The sequence below is a fragment of the Marinisporobacter balticus genome (assembly GCF_004345705.1).
Taxonomy (GTDB): Bacteria; Bacillota; Clostridia; order Peptostreptococcales; family Thermotaleaceae; genus Marinisporobacter; species Marinisporobacter balticus.
This window is the reverse complement of sequence record NZ_SLWV01000001.1, coordinates 219,881-237,367: the sequence shown is the minus strand read 5'-3', so window position 1 is coordinate 237,367 and position 17,487 is coordinate 219,881. Positions and strand designations below refer to the sequence as shown.

Here is a 17,487-nt window from a genome sequence, read left to right as displayed (position 1 = left end):
TCAATGATGAGACTTGTTTTTTTAGGAAGGAATTTATGAAAAATTTTAGAATATAGTAAAGATTACTATATTATCTTATTTTGGGTAGTATATAGATAAGAAATTTTGAAGGAGAGGATTACTATGGAAAATAAAAAAATTGTCATTATAGATGGAAACAGTCTTATAAATAGAACCTTCTATGCATTACCACCATTAACTACAAAGGAAGGGGTACATACGAATGCAGTTTATGGATTTGTAAATGTATTATATAGAATACTTGAAGACTACAAACCAGACTATATGACGGTTGCTTTTGATCGAAAAGCACCTACATTTAGACATGTTGCATTTGATGCATATAAAGCTGGAAGAAAAAAAATGCCTTCTGAATTAGGGGCGCAGTTACCTATTTTAAAAGAAGTTTTAGATGCCTTTAACATGCATAGGGTAGAGATTGATGGTTATGAAGCAGATGATTTGATAGGGACCATTGCAAAATTTTGTGAAGAGAGAGATGTTTATCCGATTATTATTACAGGAGACCGAGACGCACTACAACTGGCTTCAGATAAAACAAAAGTATTAATAACAAAAAAAGGAATAAGTGAGCTAGAAGAATATGATGAAATAGGTGTTTTTGAAAGATATGGTGTTACACCAAAAGAATTTATTGATTTGAAGGGGCTTATGGGAGATAAGTCTGACAATATTCCAGGGGTACCTGGGATTGGGGAAAAAACAGGTATAAAGTTAATAAAAGAATTTAAAAGTGTTGAAAATTTAATAAATAATCTAGAAAATGTGGCTAGTGATAAATTACGAGATAAATTAGAAGAATTTGCACAGCAAGCTGTAATGAGTAAAAGATTGGCAACGATTATGCTAGATGTTCCAGTAGAAATGTCCCTAGGTGAATTTGAAATAAAGAATCCGAATGAAAAAGCGCTAGTAGAAATATTTAATAGATTAGAGTTTCGTAAGCTCGTAGAGAAATTGAAAATAAATGATGAAAGTAACGAGCAACCAATGAATTTATTAGAAACAAATATAATAGACACAGTAGAAGAAATAGATCTATTAAAAAAAAAGATAAAAAAAACAGGGGAAATATATTTAAAAGTATTGCATGATGGCAAAGATGTTAGAAAAAATATAATAAGCGGGATTAGTTTAATCGTAGGAGAAGAAAGCTATTTTACCGATACAAAAAATAAAGAGATAATCAATGGATTAAAAGATATATTTGAAGATTCTAATATAAAGAAATCTGGGTATCTGATAAAAAAGGATCTGCTTGCATTAAAATCATATGGAATATTTTTAAAGAACATAGCCTTTGATTTGGCAATTGCTTTATATTTACTAGAACCAACGAGAAAATCTTATGAAATTAGTGATATTGCTTATGAATATTTAAACGAAAAAGTTATGAGTGAAGAGGAACTTTTAGGAAAAGGGAAAAAAAGAATAAATTTTAGTGAAGTTACGAGAGAAAAATTAATAGAATATGGAGGCTGTATTTGTAATACGGTTATAAAGACAAAGGATAAGGTTATAGAAAAATTAAAAGAATATGATATGGAAAAGCTATATTACGAAATAGAATTAGCTTTGGTAGATATACTAGCAGATATGGAATACGAGGGATTTATGGTGGATAAAGAAACACTTAATGAAATAGGGAAAACATTAGATGAAAAGATAAATGGTTTAACAGAAGAAATATATGACCAAGCAGGAGAAGTATTTAACATTAATTCTACCAAACAATTGGGTGTAATTTTGTTTGATAAGCTAGGACTAGACCCTATTAAAAAAACAAAAACAGGTTATTCTACAAATATTGAAGTATTGGAAAAATTATATAATAAGCATAATATTGTTCCTAATATTATAGAATATAGGCAAATGGTAAAATTAAAGTCCACTTATGTAGACGGATTGATTGGGGTCATTAACCATACAACGCATAAAATACATTCTAGCTTTAATCAAACAGTGACTGCTACTGGAAGAATAAGTAGTACAGAACCTAATTTGCAAAATATACCTATCAAAATGGATGTGGGAAGAGAAATTCGAAAAGTATTTATCCCCAAAAGTGAGGAGTATTTATTACTCGATGCAGATTATTCACAAATAGAATTAAGGGTTTTAGCCCATATATCCAAAGATCCTAACTTTATAGAAGCATTTCATAAAGAACAGGATATACATACCGCTACTGCATCTAAGGTATTTAATATGCCTATGGAAGAAGTAACATCTTTAGAAAGAAGCAGAGCGAAGGCTGTTAATTTTGGCATAGTATATGGAATTAGTGATTATGGATTGTCAGAAAATCTTCATATAACAAAAAAAGAGGCGCAAAAGTATATAGATGAGTATTTTAATAAATATACTGGCGTTAAAGCATATATGGAGAATATCGTAATAGAAGGAAAAGAAAAAGGTTATGTAACAACGATGCTAAATAGAAGAAGGTATATTCCTGAATTAAAAGATAAAAATTTTAATGTACGTTCTTTTGGTGAAAGAACTGCAATGAATACACCTATTCAAGGAAGTGCAGCAGATATTATAAAAATTGCTATGATTAAAGTATATGAAGAACTAAAAAATAGGAATTTAAAATCAAAATTGATTCTACAAGTACACGATGAATTGATTATAGAAGTGCACAAAGATGAAATAGAAGAAGTGAAAGAAATTTTAAAAAGTCAAATGGAACATGCGCTTCATTTAGATGTACCGCTAAAAGTGGATATGAATATAGGTAGTAGCTGGTATGAAACAAAGTAATGAAGGGGAAATAAACTTATGAAAATTATTGGACTTACTGGGGGTATTGCTTCAGGAAAAAGTACGGCTTCAAATATTTTGAAAGAATTAGGCATACCTGTTATAGATGCAGATTTAATTGCTAGAGAAATTGTAGCGCCGGGGAAACCTACACTTGACGAAATTAAACAGATTTTTGGTGAAGTAGTAGTTCATGAAAATGGAACGCTAAATAGAAAATATTTAGGTGAAATTGTTTTTTCAGATAAAAACAAATTGAGGGAATTAAATTACATTACCCACAAAAGAATCATTGAAGAAATTATAAATAAAATAAATATATATAGAAAAACTCGTACATATCCTGTTATAATAATAGATGCAGCCTTATTGATTGAAATGGATATGAAAAAAATAGTGGATGTTGTTTGGTTAGTAATAACCCATGAAAGCATACAATTAAAAAGATTAATAGAGCGAGATCATGTGAGTTGTGAGGATGGGCTAAAACGGATAAAATCCCAAATGGCTACAGAAGAAAAGAAAAAATATGCAGATGTAGTCATAGATAATAACCAAGATATTATGTATTTGAAAAAACAAATAGAGGAGCAATTAAGAAAGATAAATAGATAGGCATGGAGGGATACTTTTGATTTTGATTGATCTTAAAAAACATAAAAAATTGCTTGTTGTAATTGCAATGGTAATGACAATTGGCATTGTTTTAAATAATACAAATTGGTTACTTAAGATTTTGTATCCAATCCATTATGAAGAAATTATTGACAAGTATGCAATAGAATACAATCTAGATCCACATCTTATTGCGGGGATTATTCGAACAGAAAGTAAATTTAATGAAAAAGCAAGATCTTCTAAAGATGCAAGAGGACTTATGCAAATTGCGCCTATAACGGGAAAATGGGCTTCAGAAAAATTGGGTATGGAAAACTATGATGAAGCAATTTTATTTACACCAGATGTAAATATTAAAATAGGATGCTGGTATTTAAATAAACTGAAAGAAGAATTTGGTGGGGATTTACAATTGATGCTTGCTGCATATAATGGAGGAAGTGGGAATGTAAATAAGTGGCTACAAGATACAAAATATAGCGAAGATGGAAAAACACTAACAGATATCCCTTTTGCTGAAACAAAAGCATATGTAAAAAAGGTTATAAAAAGTTATAAAGTTTATAGGATTGTATACAGATAACAGGATATATCTTGTTATCTGTATATTTATATCGTATGGATAAGATGTTAAGAGAATATGTAAAGTTTCTATAAAATTTTGATAAAGAGAGGTTTTGACACGAAACAAAATGAATCAAATGCTATTTTCATATGAATAATGGAAGGAATTTATTGAATAAATTGAACAAGTCATTTATAATAATTATTGCAAAGTAATTTTAAGTACTTTAATATTTTTTTGCTACTAGCTAAAATGGGTGAAGATATGAAAAGTTATTTTCATACCATTGTAACATCAGTAGTAATCGGTACTATATTTGGAATAGTAATTTTAAAGGTTATGCTGTAGGACCACTTATAGGTTCAGGCATTGCATAGTTTATGATTTATATAGCAGAAATATTCATAAAGTATTGATATGTTATTACCAATAATAGGATACAATAGAAAGGAATGTGATTATATGAAACATATGACAAGTCTTGAGGATATTAAAAATATAAAAATTAGCAAGGATCGATGCATGCACTCGAGTAATCATGATGAAATTTTAACAGGATTAACAACAGATGTTTATTTTTTGAGAACGTTAGATATTTTAAAATACATGAATTTAGATAACCAAATAGTAACTGCCGAAATTTTCGCCCGAAAACCGGGTGTGTTTGTAGGAATTGAAGAAGTAAAGAATATGCTAAAGGATAAAGATGTTGAAGTGTGGGCAGTGGATGAAGGGGAAACGTTTGAAGCCAAAGATACTTTAGTGAGAATTAAGGGCGCTTATAATAAATTTGGTGTTTTTGAAACAGCAATGCTTGGAAGTCTCGCAAGTGCTAGTGGATGGGCTACTGCTGCTAGCGCAGTAAAGAAAGCGTGCGGAGACAAAACTTTTTTATGCTTTGGAGCTAGGCATGTACACCCAGCTGTTGCACCGGTAATGGAGAGAGCTGCTGTAGTTGGTGGAGCGAATGGTGCAAGCTGTGTTTTAGCAGCAAAACTAATGAATATGGAAGCCAATGGTACATTGCCTCACGCAGCTATGCTAATTGCAGGAGATACGTTAGATGTCGCAAGAGTCTATGATGAAGTTACACCAGCATCACACAAAAGGATCGTGCTAGTAGATACATTTAAAGATGAGGTTGAAGAAAGTTTGAGAATTGCAAAAGAACTAGGAGATAGATTGTTTGGTATTCGATTAGATACACCAAGCGAGAGAGGTGGGGTAACACCATACCTTGTGAAAGAATTAAGAAGTAAATTGGATATTAATGGATACACCCATGTAAAAATATTTGTATCAGGAGGGTTAACTCCAGATAAGATAAAAATATTATGTGAAGCAGGGGCAGATTCTTTTGGTGTAGGAAGCTATATTTCAGGAGCACCTGCAATTGATATGACCATGGATATAAAAGAAGTAGGAGGGGAATCTGTTGCCAAGAGAGGAAGAATTCCTGGACTTGTAGAAAATAGTAAGTTAAAAAGAATTCTTTAGAGAAGGACTAAGTGGAGGTATTTGAGTGACAAAGGAAAAAAAGATTTTTTGTTGCATAAGTGTTTTAACGATTTTACTGATATTATCAGGATGTATGGATAAAAATGCAGAAATCAAACCAAGTAAAGAGGAATTTGTACAAATTGGAAATCCTGTATCAGGAGGGGAATTGATTATTCCTGTTATTCAGTTTGATACATTAAATCCCATTTTGAATGATAACAAAAGTGTTTATTATTTAAATAAACTTATTTATGATGGATTAATCACCTTAGATGAAAAGCTAGAAACACAACCAGCTTTAGCCCAAACATGGGATGTCTCAGAGGATGGCAAAGAATGGACTTTTGATTTAAGAAATGATATAAGGTGGCATGATGGGAAAGCTTTTACTGCGGAAGATGTGAAGTTTACCATAGAGGCCCTTAGAATGAATGTAGGCAGAAAAGAATCTGTTTATAGTGTGTATGTAAAGGACATAAACAATGTTCAAATGATAAATGCATATAGAATAACCATTGGATTTAAAACGCCTATAAACAATGCAATAGAGCTATTTACATTTCCAATTATACCAAAACACAAGTTTTTAAGTAGCCAAGACGTTTATAATAAAATAGATCTTGTACCCATCGGAACAGGACCTTATAAGATTGATACATATGACAAGTTTAAAAGCATTAAATTTACGCTTAATGACGATTACTGGGGAGATAAGCCCTATATTACTTCAATACTTGCGAAGCGTATACCAGACAAAGAAGCAGTACTGACGTCTGTTGAAACAAGTGAAATAGATGTTGCAGAAGCAACTAACTTTGACTGGGAAAAATATAGTGAAGATAAATCACTAAAAATTTATGAATATATAACCCAAGATTATGAATTTTTAGGATTTAACTTTCGTAATAAGATTCTTCAAGATAAAAATGTTAGAAGTGCATTAGGGTATAGTATAGACCGACATGCTATTGTTGATGAAGTCTATTTAGGACATGCGACAGTAGTAGATGTACCGATTCATCCAGATGCATACTTGTATGATGAAAATGAAAAAAAAATGGGGAAAGATCTATTAAAGGCGAAGAAATTATTAAAAGAGTCGAATTGGGAAAATAGAGATACAGACCCATGGCTTGAGAATGAATCAGGACAAGAACTAAGATTATCTCTATTAGTAAATGGTGACAACTTGCAAAGGATAGAGGGTGCGCAAATGATTGCATCCCAGCTTAAAGAAATAGGAATAGATATAGTGATTAATAAGGTCAATTGGGAAGAATACCAAAAAAGAATAGGAGCAAAGCAGTTTGATATTGTTTTAAGTGGTTGGAGATTACCCTATTCTTCTAATATTCGATTCGCCTTGCATTCAAGCTATGTAGGAAATACCAATTTTATTAGCTATAGTAATCCTGAAATGGATAGATTATTAGATGAGGCGTTAAATGACAAAAACAAATCATTGAGAAAAGAAAAATATAAACAATTGCAAAATTTTATTGTAGAAGAGGTTCCTTACTTTAGCTTATATTTTAAAAATAGTTCAATTATTATGAAAAAACGAGTAAAAGGGGATATAATGCCAAGACCTTTCAATATATATGGCAATATTGAAAAATGGTATCTTTTAGAAGAGTCAAAATAGGCATGCAATATTTATTGACAGTTTATTAAAAATAAGATATAATATATAGGGAATGTGAATTTGAGATAATGCGATTGTTGGACTGCTTAGATCATATTGACAATTCTTCTATATTATAGTATGATGATTTGGAAATATGCAAGGGTGGTGGAATTGGCATACACGCAAGTTTGAGGGACTTGTGCCGTAATGGTGTGTGGGTTCGAGTCCCATCCCTTGCACCATATAAAAATAAGTGAATGTAAAAACAAAAGCTGTCTCTGATTTAGGGTAGCTTTTTTATTTTTAAATTAAAAAAAATATTGTGACAGGCAGGAATTTTTATTTGTATGTAGAATAATAATATGTAGAACGTTGTAAAAATGTGATAGAATATCTATAGGACAGGATAACTTGAATAGGACATAAAGGGAAATTGTTTTAAGGTTTATTTAAAATACTGATTTTAATGGGGGCTGACAAAGGATGAAGTTTATAAAATATGTTTTTGTTATAATGGTGATTTTGTTGTGCAATTTATTTATATTTTCTTTTGTGTATGGTGAAGAAAGTATGAAAGGTGTAGTAATAGCAAATGATGTAAATGTCAGGGAAGAACCTAAAATAGAATCAGCAGTTGTAAATACTTTGAAATTAGGGGAATATATTTCTGCTGTAGATAATAGCGGAGAATGGGTTGGAGTAGCATTAAATGATGGAAAAATAGGATGGGTAAACAATAAACTAATTGTTATGGTAGATTATGAAAAAGACTTGATTAAGAAAGGTATTGTAAAAGCAAATTGCTTAAATGTGCGCCAGGAGCCAAATGGTGATGCAAATATTATACAAAAAATAGAGGGTGGATTGGAAGTAACCATAACGAAAGAGAATGAAGGTTGGTATGGGTTACTCCTTGATAACGAAAAAGAAGGCTGGGTAAGTTCAGAATTTGTAACGATAAAGAATAATTATAAAAAAGCGAAGATTACAGGAAATAATGTGAATATGAGAGCAAATCCATCTGACACAGGTGAAATTGTAAAAACGATAGGAGCAGATAGTGATATATTGATAAAAGATTTTCAAGATAGTTGGTATCATATTATTACAGCAGATCAACAAGAAGGTTGGATTTATAAAGATTATGTAAAGATTTTATTAAATGACCAATCTACGTCAAGAGGTGGAAGTAGATCTAGTCTTGGAGTGGAAGTAATAAATTTTGCTAAGCAACAATTAGGTAAAAGATATGTATATGGCTCTAATGGACCAAACACTTTTGATTGCTCAGGGTTTACATCCTATGTGTATAAAAATATTGGCATAAAGCTTCCTAGAGTATCGAGAGATCAAGCAAAAGCCCAAAATGGTGTAAAAGTATCAAAAGACGATCTAAGAGCAGGAGATTTAGTTTTTTTTAATAGCAATGGATCAGGGCAAGTTAGTCATGCGGGTATATATATAGACAATGGACAGTTCATACATGCCTCTTCAGGTAGCGCCATGAGTGTAATTATATCGAGTTTTAATGATGGACATTATAATAAAAGATATGTTACTGCTAGAAGGTTCTTTTAAAAAAACCCCTACTATTTTATAGTAGGGGTTTTAAATCACTTTTTTAATTTGAGCAATGGAAATTATGAACGTTAGTGAATAATTTCGTTGGCGAAATGAGCTGTTGCGATAGCAATAAGAGAATTTTACTTTGTATCTTCATAGATTTCTTTTGAATGAAGCACTTTATTAACATAGTTCTTTGTTTCAGCAAAAGGAGGAATTCCGTTATACTTAGCTACATTACTAGGACCAGCATTGTAAGCCGCTAAAGCAAGCTTCGTATTCCCATCATATTTTGATAATAGATCACGAAGGTATTTTGTACCGCCATAAATGTTTTGAGAAGGATTCAAAGGGTTTGTCACACCAAGTGTTTTGGCTGTTTGAGGCATTAATTGCATTAGACCTTGTGCACCAACCTTTGATTGGGCATTTTTATTAAACCCTGATTCTGCATGGATGACTGCTTTGATTAGATTTTCATCAACATTATATTTTTTAGAAGCGGATTCGATAATAGAATTATAACTTTCATGAGAAATATTTTCGTATGCTTCATTACCAATACTTTCATTTAAAATGTCTTCAAAATTTGTGGAAGTATGATTTTTTACAAAGTTTAAGTTGACGGGTAGTCGACTTTGTATTTCGGCTATTTTTTGATCAAATATTTTTTGGACAGGATTATTACGCATGATAAGGACTCCTTTTAGTATGATTTATCAAACTACAGTATGTATCGGATGTATTTACACATTTCTTTAGTGGCGATAATGTAATTATTTAGAAAAAAATAGTGAAATAATATATTAAGGCATAATTAAAAAATAAGTTTACTAATTTTGCAAGTTGTTTTCTTAATCTATAAAAAAATTAACCCACATAGATAAAGAAGGAAAAAATGATAGGACTGTAGAAAATAAAATATAGAAGAAAATTTATATAGGAAGAGAGCGCTTTTGAAATGGATGGAAAGGATATATTTTAGGGGAGGTATAGGAATGCGGCAATCAAGATCAAAAGTTAGAAAAGAAAGTAAGGGGAAAAAATTAAGTTTTATTATTATATTTTTAATACTATTGCCAAGTATATCGATTTTATTAGGATATTTAGGTACAAAATATGTTATTAAGCCCATTCTTTCTAAAAATAGTGTAGAAATAAAAGAAAATACTTTCAACGAGATCCCTAGGGAAGTAGTTAAGCCAGATGAAAATATACAGCCTAATAGTGAAAATATACAACCTACCAATGAAAAAGAAACATATCTGAGTGCATTTGAGATCAAGGGACTTGACATATTTAGTATGCAAGTAGGAAGCTTTTCCACAAAAGAGAATGCACAAGTGTTGGTAGATGAATTAAAATCCAAAGAAATGGGGGCTTATATTTGGTATAATGAGAGGTATAAAGTAATGACGATTTCAATGTTAGATAGAGAAAGCATAGAACCATTTATTAGGAATGTGAAACAAGAATATGAGGGAGCTTTTGTAACGACAAGAAGTGTTCCGATAAAAACAATTAAATATGCTGAAGCAGATGCGCAGTGTAGTATGCTACTAGAAAGTCAAAATAAACGACTTATTGAAATCTTTAAGGACGTATCTGAAAGCATCATAAGATCAAAAGAAAAGCCTATTCATATTTTGATTCAAAAACAGATTGATGATTTAGAAGATATGAAAGATAAATTAAAAAAAGAGAAACCAACAAAACATATTGAAGCGATATACCATGCATTTGTAAAATTAGTAGATGATTTTATACAAGGATTGCAAGATGGTCTGAAGAATGATACAAAATCATGTATGACAATACAAAATACATTGATGAAAGGGTTGTACCAATATTCAGATTTCGTAACAAATAATGAATATTGAGGAGGATTCGGATGAAAATTATAGAGATAATGAATTGGCTAGATGCAAAATGCCTAACGGGACAGGAATCATTAAATTCAGAAGTAAATACGGCTTTTGGGTGTGATCTGATGAGTGATGTGCTAGCTTTTATTAACGAGAAAACACTCTTACTAACAGGCCTTACAAATCCACAGGTAATTCGAACGGCAGAGATGATAGACATTAATGCAATTGTTTTTGTGAGAGGAAAAAAACCTAATAAAGCAGTGGTTGATCTAGCAAATAAAAATAACATGATATTACTTTGTACAAATCATACGCTATATACAGCGTGTGGTATATTGTATATGAAAGGACTTAAAGGGATTTTTAACAAGGAGGAGAACGAATCATATGGACAATGAACAAGGGAAAAATAGCATAAAATTAGAATATGAGATCATAAAAGATGACTTTTCTAGAGCTGGGGAAGCATCAAGCAATATTAAAAAGATTCTTAGGCAATTAGGTATAGATTCAAAAACCATAAAAAAAGTGGCCATTGTTACTTATGAAGCAGAAATGAATATTGTAATTCATTCAGATGGTGGAAAAATAACTGTATTTATTAGTCCTCATGATATACAAATAATTGCTAAGGATCGAGGACCGGGTATTAAAAGCATTGATCGTGCAATGGAAGAAGGATTCTCTACTGCTTCTAACAAAGTGAGAGAGTTAGGATTTGGTGCAGGCATGGGACTTCCAAATATGAAAAGATATAGCGATGAATTTGATCTGCAGTCAAAATCAGGTGAATTTACAGTTCTTGAAATAAAAATCTATATATAAGTAGGAGGGAAAAGAATGCAAGTGATGGATTTAGTTAAAAAAGCAAACTTTAAATTAATAACAAGTGATCCTTTAATTTCCAGAAAAATCAAAGGCGTATATTGTTGTGATTTATTAAGCTGGGTCATGGCGCGTGCTAAAGAGGGGGATGCTTGGATTACGGTTCAAACGCATATGAATATTGTAGCCGTTGCAAGTTTACTAGAGATTAGTTGTATTATTATACCAGAGTCTATCCCAGTGGAAAAGGAAACAATTGATAAAGCCAATGAAGAAAATATTTTTATTTTGAGTACAGATTTAAATAGTTATGAAATATTTTGTAAAATGAAGCAACTGGGATTATAGAATATGCAAATAGCCGTAGATTTCCATATTCATACAGCTTTATCGCCTTGTGGAGATAATGATATGACACCAAACAATATTGTCAATATGAGTGTATTAAAAGGATTAGATGCCATAGCGATTACGGATCATAATAGTGTGGAAAATTGTAAAGCTTGTATGCAAGTGGCACAAAATAAAAATATTCTTGTCATACCTGGTATGGAAATTCAAACAAAGGAAGAAGTGCATTTGATTTGCTTGTTTAAAAATTTAGAATGCGCAAATATTTTTCAAAAATTGGTTTATAGCAAACTAGAAGAAAAGGAAAATATTCCGAAAATTTTTGGGAGACAGCTGATTTTCAATGAGAAAGATGAAGTAATCAAAGAAAATAGTAGAATGCTCATTGCTTCTGTAAACCTTTCATTAAATGAAGTCTTTATAGAAATGAATAATTTAAATGGGGCAGTGATTCCAGCGCACATAGATAGAAGCGCTTATAGTGTAATTGCAAATTTAGGTTTTATTCCTAAAGAATTGCCCATTAAGATTTTAGAAGTGTCAAAAAAGTGTGATGTGGAAAAGTTTTTGCGTAAATATAAGTATTTAAGCAAGTACAAGATCATTAAAAGTTCAGATGCCCATTATTTATGGCATATACTAGAACGTGAAAATTTTATTGAAGTAAAGAAAAAAAACATTGATAGTGTTTTAGATACGTTAAAATAGTATATAAATATCAATAACGGAGGGGTTGAAGATTGAAAGAACTATCACTTCATATATTAGATATTGTTCAAAACAGTATTACAGCTAAAGCTACTCTTATAAAGATTATGATTGATGAGAATGAAAAAAAGAATGCTATGACCATAGAAATTATTGACAATGGCATAGGCATGAGTAAGGAGTTAGTACAAAAAGTAACAAACCCCTTTGTAACGACACGGACAACGAGAAAGGTGGGGTTAGGAATCTCTTTGTTTAAGGCTGCAGCAGAAAGATGTAATGGTAAGTTCTATATAGATTCAGCCTTAGGTAAAGGGACAAAAATATATGCAAGTTTTGAAAAAAATCATATTGATCGAGCGCCTATAGGAAATATGGCAGAAACCATCATTAGTATGATTATATCAAATGAAAAGATTGATTATTTATATGTGCATTGGCTAAATGATCATAAATTTGTCGTTGATACGAGAGAAGTAAAGAAAATATTAGGAGATGTACCACTAAATAATACAGAAGTTATTGATTGGATAAAACATTATCTGATAGAAGGGCTAATGCATCTAAAGAAAGAGAATAAATGAAAAATTTAATAGTTTTCATTTATTCTTAAAAATAAAATTGCATAGTGCGATTTTATTTTTTGCGTAAATGATGGAAAAAATTTTAATATCTAAGAATGGAAAATCACAGAAAACTACACAATTCCTTATATTTCATAAATTATGAATTAAATCTATATGATGAAGGTAGATTGACTTTTCTCGACAGAAAAGTTAATATATAATTGTGTGCATGAAAATATTGTTTTAATGATCCTATATTTTTGGAGATGTATTAAATAAATACAAGGAACATTTTAGATTTTTCCACATAATACAGTATACATTAGAAAAATTTAAAAGAATGAACATTTTACCACAAAAAATATAGTGAAGAACAAAAGCATCATTGCATATGGGCATGGGCAGATTTAAATAACAATTTTATTAAATAAGGGGTGAACATACATGAACTTTTTATCCTTTAGAGGTGGGGTACATCCGCCACATTATAAGGAAGCAACGGAAAATTTAAAAGTTGAAAAAGCTAAAGATCCAAGTATTGTTGCTATATCTCTTCAACAACATATCGGAGCACCTTGTGAAGCTCTAGTAAAAGTTGGAGACAAGGTAAAAGTAGGACAAAAGATAGGCGAAGCAAAAGCTTTTGTTTCTGCACCTATTCATAGTAGTGTTTCTGGTGTTGTGAAACAAATTAAAACCATGAAAGTACCAATACCAGCAGGTGAAGCACAATGTATTGTGATTGAATCAGATGGACTCAATGAGATTCATGAAAGTGTTATACCTAAGGGGGATCTAGAATCTCTATCAGGAAAGGAAATTCTTACGATTATCAAAGAAGCGGGTATGGTAGGTATGGGAGGAGCAACTTTTCCAACCCATGTAAAATTATCTCCACCACCAGATGCAAAGATTGATACGATCATTTTAAATGGTGCTGAATGTGAACCATATTTAACAGCTGACCATAGACTCATGTTAGAAGATCCAGAGAGTATTATTTATGGATTAAAAGCAATGATGAAAGTTGTAAATGTTTCAAAAGCGTATATTGGAATAGAAAACAATAAGCCTGATGCCATCGAAAGTATGCTAAAAGCAGCACAAAAAGAAAGTACGATAGAAGTAGTAGGACTTCAAACGAAATATCCTCAAGGGGCTGAAAAACAATTAATTTATGCTTGTACAAAGAGAGAAGTTCCATCAGGAGGACTGCCATCTGCTGCGGGTGTTATTGTAAACAATGTTGCAACAGCTTCAGCAATTAGCAATGCTATTAAAACAGGAATGCCTTTAATAGAAAGAATTTGTACAGTTACAGGAAAAGGCATTAAAGAACCTAAGAACCTATTAATCAAGGTAGGAACACCTACAAAAGAAATTATTGAGCAATGTGGTGGATACAATGGAAATATTGGCAAAATTATCATGGGTGGACCAATGATGGGACTTGCGCAATATACAGATGAACTTCAAGCAATAAAAGGTACATCGGGAATACTTGTTTTCACACCAGAAGAAGCGAAGCTTCCTGAAACGAAGGCCTGTATAAGATGTGGTAAATGTGTTGAAATTTGCCCAGCTTTCTTACAACCCTTATATATTAGTGCGTACTCTTTAAATGATATGCATGATACAGCGGAGAAATACCATGCACTTGACTGTATAGAATGTGGTTCTTGTTCGTTTATCTGTCCTTCCAAGAGACCACTACTCCAATCAATTAGAGTATCTAAGCGCGAAATTGTTGCAAAAAAAAGAAAGACTAAGTAATGGGAGGGAATGAGAATATGGATAATAGACTTATTGTATCTTCGTCTCCCCACATAAGGGCAGATGAATCAGTTAATAGAATAATGAGAGATGTTGTAATTGCGCTAATGCCTGCAACATTAGCAGGTATATATTTTTTTAGAATGGGTGCAGTGAAAGTGATTTTAGCTGCAGTTATTGCAGCAGTAGTAACAGAAGCAGTCATACAAAAGATGTGTAAAAAAACGGTTACAATTAATGACTGGAGTGCGGTAGTTACAGGATTATTATTAGCCTTTAATATACCAGCAAGTGCACCTATGTGGATTCCAGTAATTGGATCAATCTTTGCAATTGCTATTGTAAAACAAGTATTTGGAGGACTCGGACATAACTTTATGAATCCAGCATTAGCAGCACGTGCGATGCTACTCGCTTCATGGCCAGTACAAATGACAGCTTGGGTAAAACCAGGAGTAGATGCTGTGAGTACAGCAACACCACTAGCAATCATGGGTGGAGAAGCTGCGGGCGAGTTGCCTTCTATTGCAGATTTGATAGTTGGAAATATTGGAGGATGTATTGGTGAAACTTCTGCATTGCTTTTAATTATTGGAGGCATTTATCTTGTCTATAGAGGTGTAATTACACCAAGAATACCTGTAATTTACATTGGAACAGTTGCAGTACTCATGTTCATATTTGGTGGATTTGATTTTAACTTTATGATTAGCCAAGTATTTGCAGGAGGATTAATGATTGGGGCAATATACATGGCAACAGATTATGCTTCATCACCTGTATCAGCAAAAGGGCAAATGATCTTTGCATTAGGATGTGGGATATTAACGGCAGTGATTAGAAAATTTGGCGGATATCCAGAAGGTGTTTCTTATTCAATATTACTAATGAATGTGGCTGCACCACTTATTGATAAGTATACGAGCCCAAGAGTATTTGGGGAGGTGAAGTAAAATGAAAGAGATAGGAAAATTAGGAATCATTCTATTTATTATAGCAGCTGTAGCAGCTACTATACTTGGATATACAAATGATATTACAAAAGCTCCTATTGAAGCGCAAATGATGCAAGCAAATATCACAGCGCGCCAAACAGTACTTCCAGATGCTGCTGAATTTGAAGAAGTAGATAAAGGGCAATATGAAGGATATGAAAATATTCTAGAAGTATTTAAAGGTGTCAAAGATGGTGAAACAGTAGGTTATACAATCAAGACAAATCCGGGTGGATATGGCGGAGAAGTTGAAGTAATGATTGGTATTACTATGGACAATGCGATTAGTGGTGTAAACATAGGAAGTCATAATGAAACACCAGGACTTGGGGCGAAAGCATCAGGAGAATTCAAGGATCAATATAATGGAAAAAGCGTTGATAAGGAAGTAGAAGTTATTAAATCAGGAGAACTAAAAGATAATGAGGTTATGGCTATTTCAGGAGCAACGATTACTTCAAAAGCGGTAACAAAAGGTGTAAATAGTGCAATTAAATTATTTAACGAGAAGTTAAAATAGTTTTGGAGGTGACAAAATGAAGTTAGGAAAAATCTTTATGGCGGGAATTTTATTTGAAAACCCGATTTTTATACAAATGCTTGGCATGTGTCCAACTCTTGCGGTTACAACATCAGCAGTTAATGGAATAGGTATGGGGCTTGCAACAACAGCAGTTTTAATAGGATCAAATACGGCAATTTCACTACTTAAAAAGGTGATACCAAGTAAAATCCGTATACCAGCATTTGTTGTTGTCATTGCAACATTTGTTACAGTTGTAGGAATGCTACTAAAAGCGTATTTGCCTGCACTTGACAGTCAATTAGGTTTATTCATTCCACTTATTGTTGTTAACTGTGTTATTTTAGGAAGAGCAGAAGCTTTTGCATCAAAAAATTCTGTAGTAGCATCTGCAGTAGATGGCATTGGAATGGGATTAGGATTTACCATTGCACTTACTATATTAGGAAGTGTTCGAGAAATACTAGGAGCAGGTGCAATATTTGGTAAAGTTTTATTTGGCGCATCTTTCCAACCAGCTTTAATAATGATTCTTCCTCCAGGAGCTTTTCTTGCTTTAGGATTATTATTAGCGCTTTTAAACTATGTGCAAGCTAGAAAAGCAACACAAAATTAAAGGGGGAAAAGATAATGGATATGAAAGGATTATTTGTAATACTCGTTAGTGGTATATTAGTAAATAACTTCGTGTTGTCAAGGTTCCTAGGGATTTGTCCTTTCTTAGGCGTATCTAAGCAAGTTGAAACCGCTACGGGTATGGGCATGGCTGTAACATTTGTTATGACATTAGCATCAATTATTACATGGATGGTGCAACACTATATTTTAGATGTTTTTGAATTGGGTTATATGCAAACAATTGCTTTTATATTGGTAATTGCAGCATTGGTCCAGTTTGTAGAAATGGTTATTCAAAAAATGAGCCCAACACTATATCAAGCGTTAGGGGTATATTTACCACTTATTACAACAAACTGTGCAGTTTTAGGGGTAACACTTTTAAATATTCAATTTGAGTATAATTTAATTGAAACAATCGTAAATGCTATAGCAGCAGCGGTAGGATTTTCTTTAGCGATTATTCTTTTTGCAGGAATTAGAGAACGTTTAGAAATAGCAGATGTACCAAGTATATTTAAAGGATTTCCAGTAGCGCTTATAACAGCTAGTTTAATGGCTATTGCATTTTTAGGATTTGCCGGACTTGTGTAAAAGGAG

The 17,487-nt window shown here is 32.2% G+C and carries 18 protein-coding genes and 1 tRNA gene; 18 read left to right on the top strand and 1 reads right to left on the bottom strand.

Annotation, left to right across the window (positions count from 1 at the left end; genetic code table 11):
- Window positions 1–123 precede the first annotated feature (123 nt).
- The 7 genes from polA to EV214_RS01160 all read left to right on the top strand — a co-directional run bounded on the left by polA (window position 124) and on the right by EV214_RS01160 (window position 8,675).
- Complete coding sequence (gene polA, locus EV214_RS01190) at window positions 124–2,787, top strand: DNA polymerase I (protein ID WP_132241847.1); 2,664 nt, start codon at window positions 124–126, stop codon at window positions 2,785–2,787.
- 18 nt (window positions 2,788–2,805) lie between these two features.
- Window positions 2,806–3,402, top strand: a complete 597-nt coding sequence (gene coaE, locus EV214_RS01185; RefSeq protein ID WP_132241845.1) for a dephospho-CoA kinase — start codon at window positions 2,806–2,808, stop codon at window positions 3,400–3,402.
- Window positions 3,403–3,418: 16 nt separating this feature from the next.
- Window positions 3,419–3,988, top strand: coding sequence for a lytic transglycosylase domain-containing protein (locus tag EV214_RS01180; protein ID WP_330571224.1), 570 nt, complete (start codon window positions 3,419–3,421; stop codon window positions 3,986–3,988).
- A 444-nt stretch (window positions 3,989–4,432) separates the two neighbouring features.
- Window positions 4,433–5,467: a nicotinate phosphoribosyltransferase gene (locus EV214_RS01175; RefSeq protein WP_132242046.1), complete on the top strand. Its 1,035-nt coding sequence runs from the start codon at window positions 4,433–4,435 to the stop codon at window positions 5,465–5,467.
- 25 nt (window positions 5,468–5,492) lie between these two features.
- Window positions 5,493–7,115: a peptide ABC transporter substrate-binding protein gene (locus EV214_RS01170; RefSeq protein ID WP_132241843.1), complete on the top strand. Its 1,623-nt coding sequence runs from the start codon at window positions 5,493–5,495 to the stop codon at window positions 7,113–7,115.
- A 138-nt stretch (window positions 7,116–7,253) separates the two neighbouring features.
- Window positions 7,254–7,339: transfer RNA gene (locus EV214_RS01165), tRNA-Leu, on the top strand.
- 241 nt (window positions 7,340–7,580) lie between these two features.
- On the top strand, window positions 7,581–8,675 hold the full coding sequence (locus EV214_RS01160; protein ID WP_132241841.1) for a C40 family peptidase: 1,095 nt from the start codon (window positions 7,581–7,583) through the stop codon (window positions 8,673–8,675).
- 125 nt (window positions 8,676–8,800) lie between these two features.
- On the opposite strand, the gene EV214_RS01155 is transcribed toward EV214_RS01160, so the two are convergent.
- Window positions 8,801–9,352: a lytic transglycosylase domain-containing protein gene (locus EV214_RS01155; protein WP_132241839.1), complete on the bottom strand. Its 552-nt coding sequence runs from the start codon at window positions 9,350–9,352 to the stop codon at window positions 8,801–8,803.
- A 306-nt stretch (window positions 9,353–9,658) separates the two neighbouring features.
- Here EV214_RS01155 and EV214_RS01150 point away from each other — a divergent pair, with 306 nt between their 5' ends.
- The 11 genes from EV214_RS01150 (at window position 9,659) to rsxA (ending at window position 17,481) form a co-directional block, all read left to right on the top strand.
- Window positions 9,659–10,540, top strand: a complete 882-nt coding sequence (locus tag EV214_RS01150; RefSeq protein ID WP_165916161.1) for an SPOR domain-containing protein — start codon at window positions 9,659–9,661, stop codon at window positions 10,538–10,540.
- A gap of 11 nt (window positions 10,541–10,551) precedes the next feature.
- Window positions 10,552–10,926 carry a DRTGG domain-containing protein gene (locus tag EV214_RS01145; protein ID WP_132241835.1) on the top strand — a complete coding sequence of 125 codons (375 nt, stop codon included), beginning with the start codon at window positions 10,552–10,554 and terminating at the stop codon, window positions 10,924–10,926.
- Entirely contained in the window at window positions 10,916–11,353 is a 438-nt protein-coding gene (locus tag EV214_RS01140) for an ATP-binding protein (protein WP_132241833.1), read from the top strand. The genes EV214_RS01145 and EV214_RS01140 overlap by 11 nt, the downstream gene beginning before the upstream one ends.
- A gap of 15 nt (window positions 11,354–11,368) precedes the next feature.
- Entirely contained in the window at window positions 11,369–11,701 is a 333-nt protein-coding gene (locus tag EV214_RS01135) for a DRTGG domain-containing protein (protein WP_132241831.1), read from the top strand.
- Window positions 11,702–11,704: 3 nt separating this feature from the next.
- On the top strand, window positions 11,705–12,412 hold the full coding sequence (locus tag EV214_RS01130) for a PHP domain-containing protein (RefSeq protein WP_132241829.1): 708 nt from the start codon (window positions 11,705–11,707) through the stop codon (window positions 12,410–12,412).
- A gap of 32 nt (window positions 12,413–12,444) precedes the next feature.
- Window positions 12,445–12,996, top strand: coding sequence for an ATP-binding protein (locus EV214_RS01125; protein WP_132241827.1), 552 nt, complete (start codon window positions 12,445–12,447; stop codon window positions 12,994–12,996).
- Window positions 12,997–13,422: 426 nt separating this feature from the next.
- Window positions 13,423–14,751: an electron transport complex subunit RsxC gene (gene rsxC, locus EV214_RS01120; protein WP_132241825.1), complete on the top strand. Its 1,329-nt coding sequence runs from the start codon at window positions 13,423–13,425 to the stop codon at window positions 14,749–14,751.
- A gap of 17 nt (window positions 14,752–14,768) precedes the next feature.
- Window positions 14,769–15,704 carry an RnfABCDGE type electron transport complex subunit D gene (locus EV214_RS01115; protein ID WP_132241823.1) on the top strand — a complete coding sequence of 312 codons (936 nt, stop codon included), beginning with the start codon at window positions 14,769–14,771 and terminating at the stop codon, window positions 15,702–15,704.
- 1 nt (window position 15,705) lies between these two features.
- The gene (locus EV214_RS01110; protein ID WP_132241821.1) at window positions 15,706–16,266 is read left to right on the top strand and encodes an RnfABCDGE type electron transport complex subunit G; all 561 of its coding nucleotides are present in this window, start codon (window positions 15,706–15,708) and stop codon (window positions 16,264–16,266) included.
- A gap of 16 nt (window positions 16,267–16,282) precedes the next feature.
- Window positions 16,283–16,885: an electron transport complex subunit RsxE gene (rsxE, locus tag EV214_RS01105; RefSeq protein WP_132241819.1), complete on the top strand. Its 603-nt coding sequence runs from the start codon at window positions 16,283–16,285 to the stop codon at window positions 16,883–16,885.
- 20 nt (window positions 16,886–16,905) lie between these two features.
- Window positions 16,906–17,481 (top strand): electron transport complex subunit RsxA, encoded by a 576-nt coding sequence (gene rsxA, locus EV214_RS01100; RefSeq protein WP_132242045.1) that lies wholly within the window; start codon window positions 16,906–16,908, stop codon window positions 17,479–17,481.
- Window positions 17,482–17,487: the final 6 nt, after the last annotated feature.

Coding starts and splice junctions, on each gene's coding strand:
- polA (WP_132241847.1), top strand. CDS start 124: ATGGAAAATAAAAAAATTGTCATTATAGATGGAAACAGTCTTATAAAT.
- coaE (WP_132241845.1), top strand. CDS start 2,806: ATGAAAATTATTGGACTTACTGGGGGTATTGCTTCAGGAAAAAGTACG.
- EV214_RS01175 (WP_132242046.1), top strand. CDS start 4,433: ATGAAACATATGACAAGTCTTGAGGATATTAAAAATATAAAAATTAGC.
- EV214_RS01160 (WP_132241841.1), top strand. CDS start 7,581: ATGAAGTTTATAAAATATGTTTTTGTTATAATGGTGATTTTGTTGTGC.
- EV214_RS01155 (WP_132241839.1), bottom strand. CDS start 9,352: ATGCGTAATAATCCTGTCCAAAAAATATTTGATCAAAAAATAGCCGAA.
- EV214_RS01150 (WP_165916161.1), top strand. CDS start 9,659: ATGCGGCAATCAAGATCAAAAGTTAGAAAAGAAAGTAAGGGGAAAAAA.
- EV214_RS01145 (WP_132241835.1), top strand. CDS start 10,552: ATGAAAATTATAGAGATAATGAATTGGCTAGATGCAAAATGCCTAACG.
- EV214_RS01140 (WP_132241833.1), top strand. CDS start 10,916: ATGGACAATGAACAAGGGAAAAATAGCATAAAATTAGAATATGAGATC.
- EV214_RS01135 (WP_132241831.1), top strand. CDS start 11,369: ATGCAAGTGATGGATTTAGTTAAAAAAGCAAACTTTAAATTAATAACA.
- EV214_RS01130 (WP_132241829.1), top strand. CDS start 11,705: ATGCAAATAGCCGTAGATTTCCATATTCATACAGCTTTATCGCCTTGT.
- rsxC (WP_132241825.1), top strand. CDS start 13,423: ATGAACTTTTTATCCTTTAGAGGTGGGGTACATCCGCCACATTATAAG.
- EV214_RS01115 (WP_132241823.1), top strand. CDS start 14,769: ATGGATAATAGACTTATTGTATCTTCGTCTCCCCACATAAGGGCAGAT.
- EV214_RS01110 (WP_132241821.1), top strand. CDS start 15,706: ATGAAAGAGATAGGAAAATTAGGAATCATTCTATTTATTATAGCAGCT.
- rsxE (WP_132241819.1), top strand. CDS start 16,283: ATGAAGTTAGGAAAAATCTTTATGGCGGGAATTTTATTTGAAAACCCG.
- rsxA (WP_132242045.1), top strand. CDS start 16,906: ATGAAAGGATTATTTGTAATACTCGTTAGTGGTATATTAGTAAATAAC.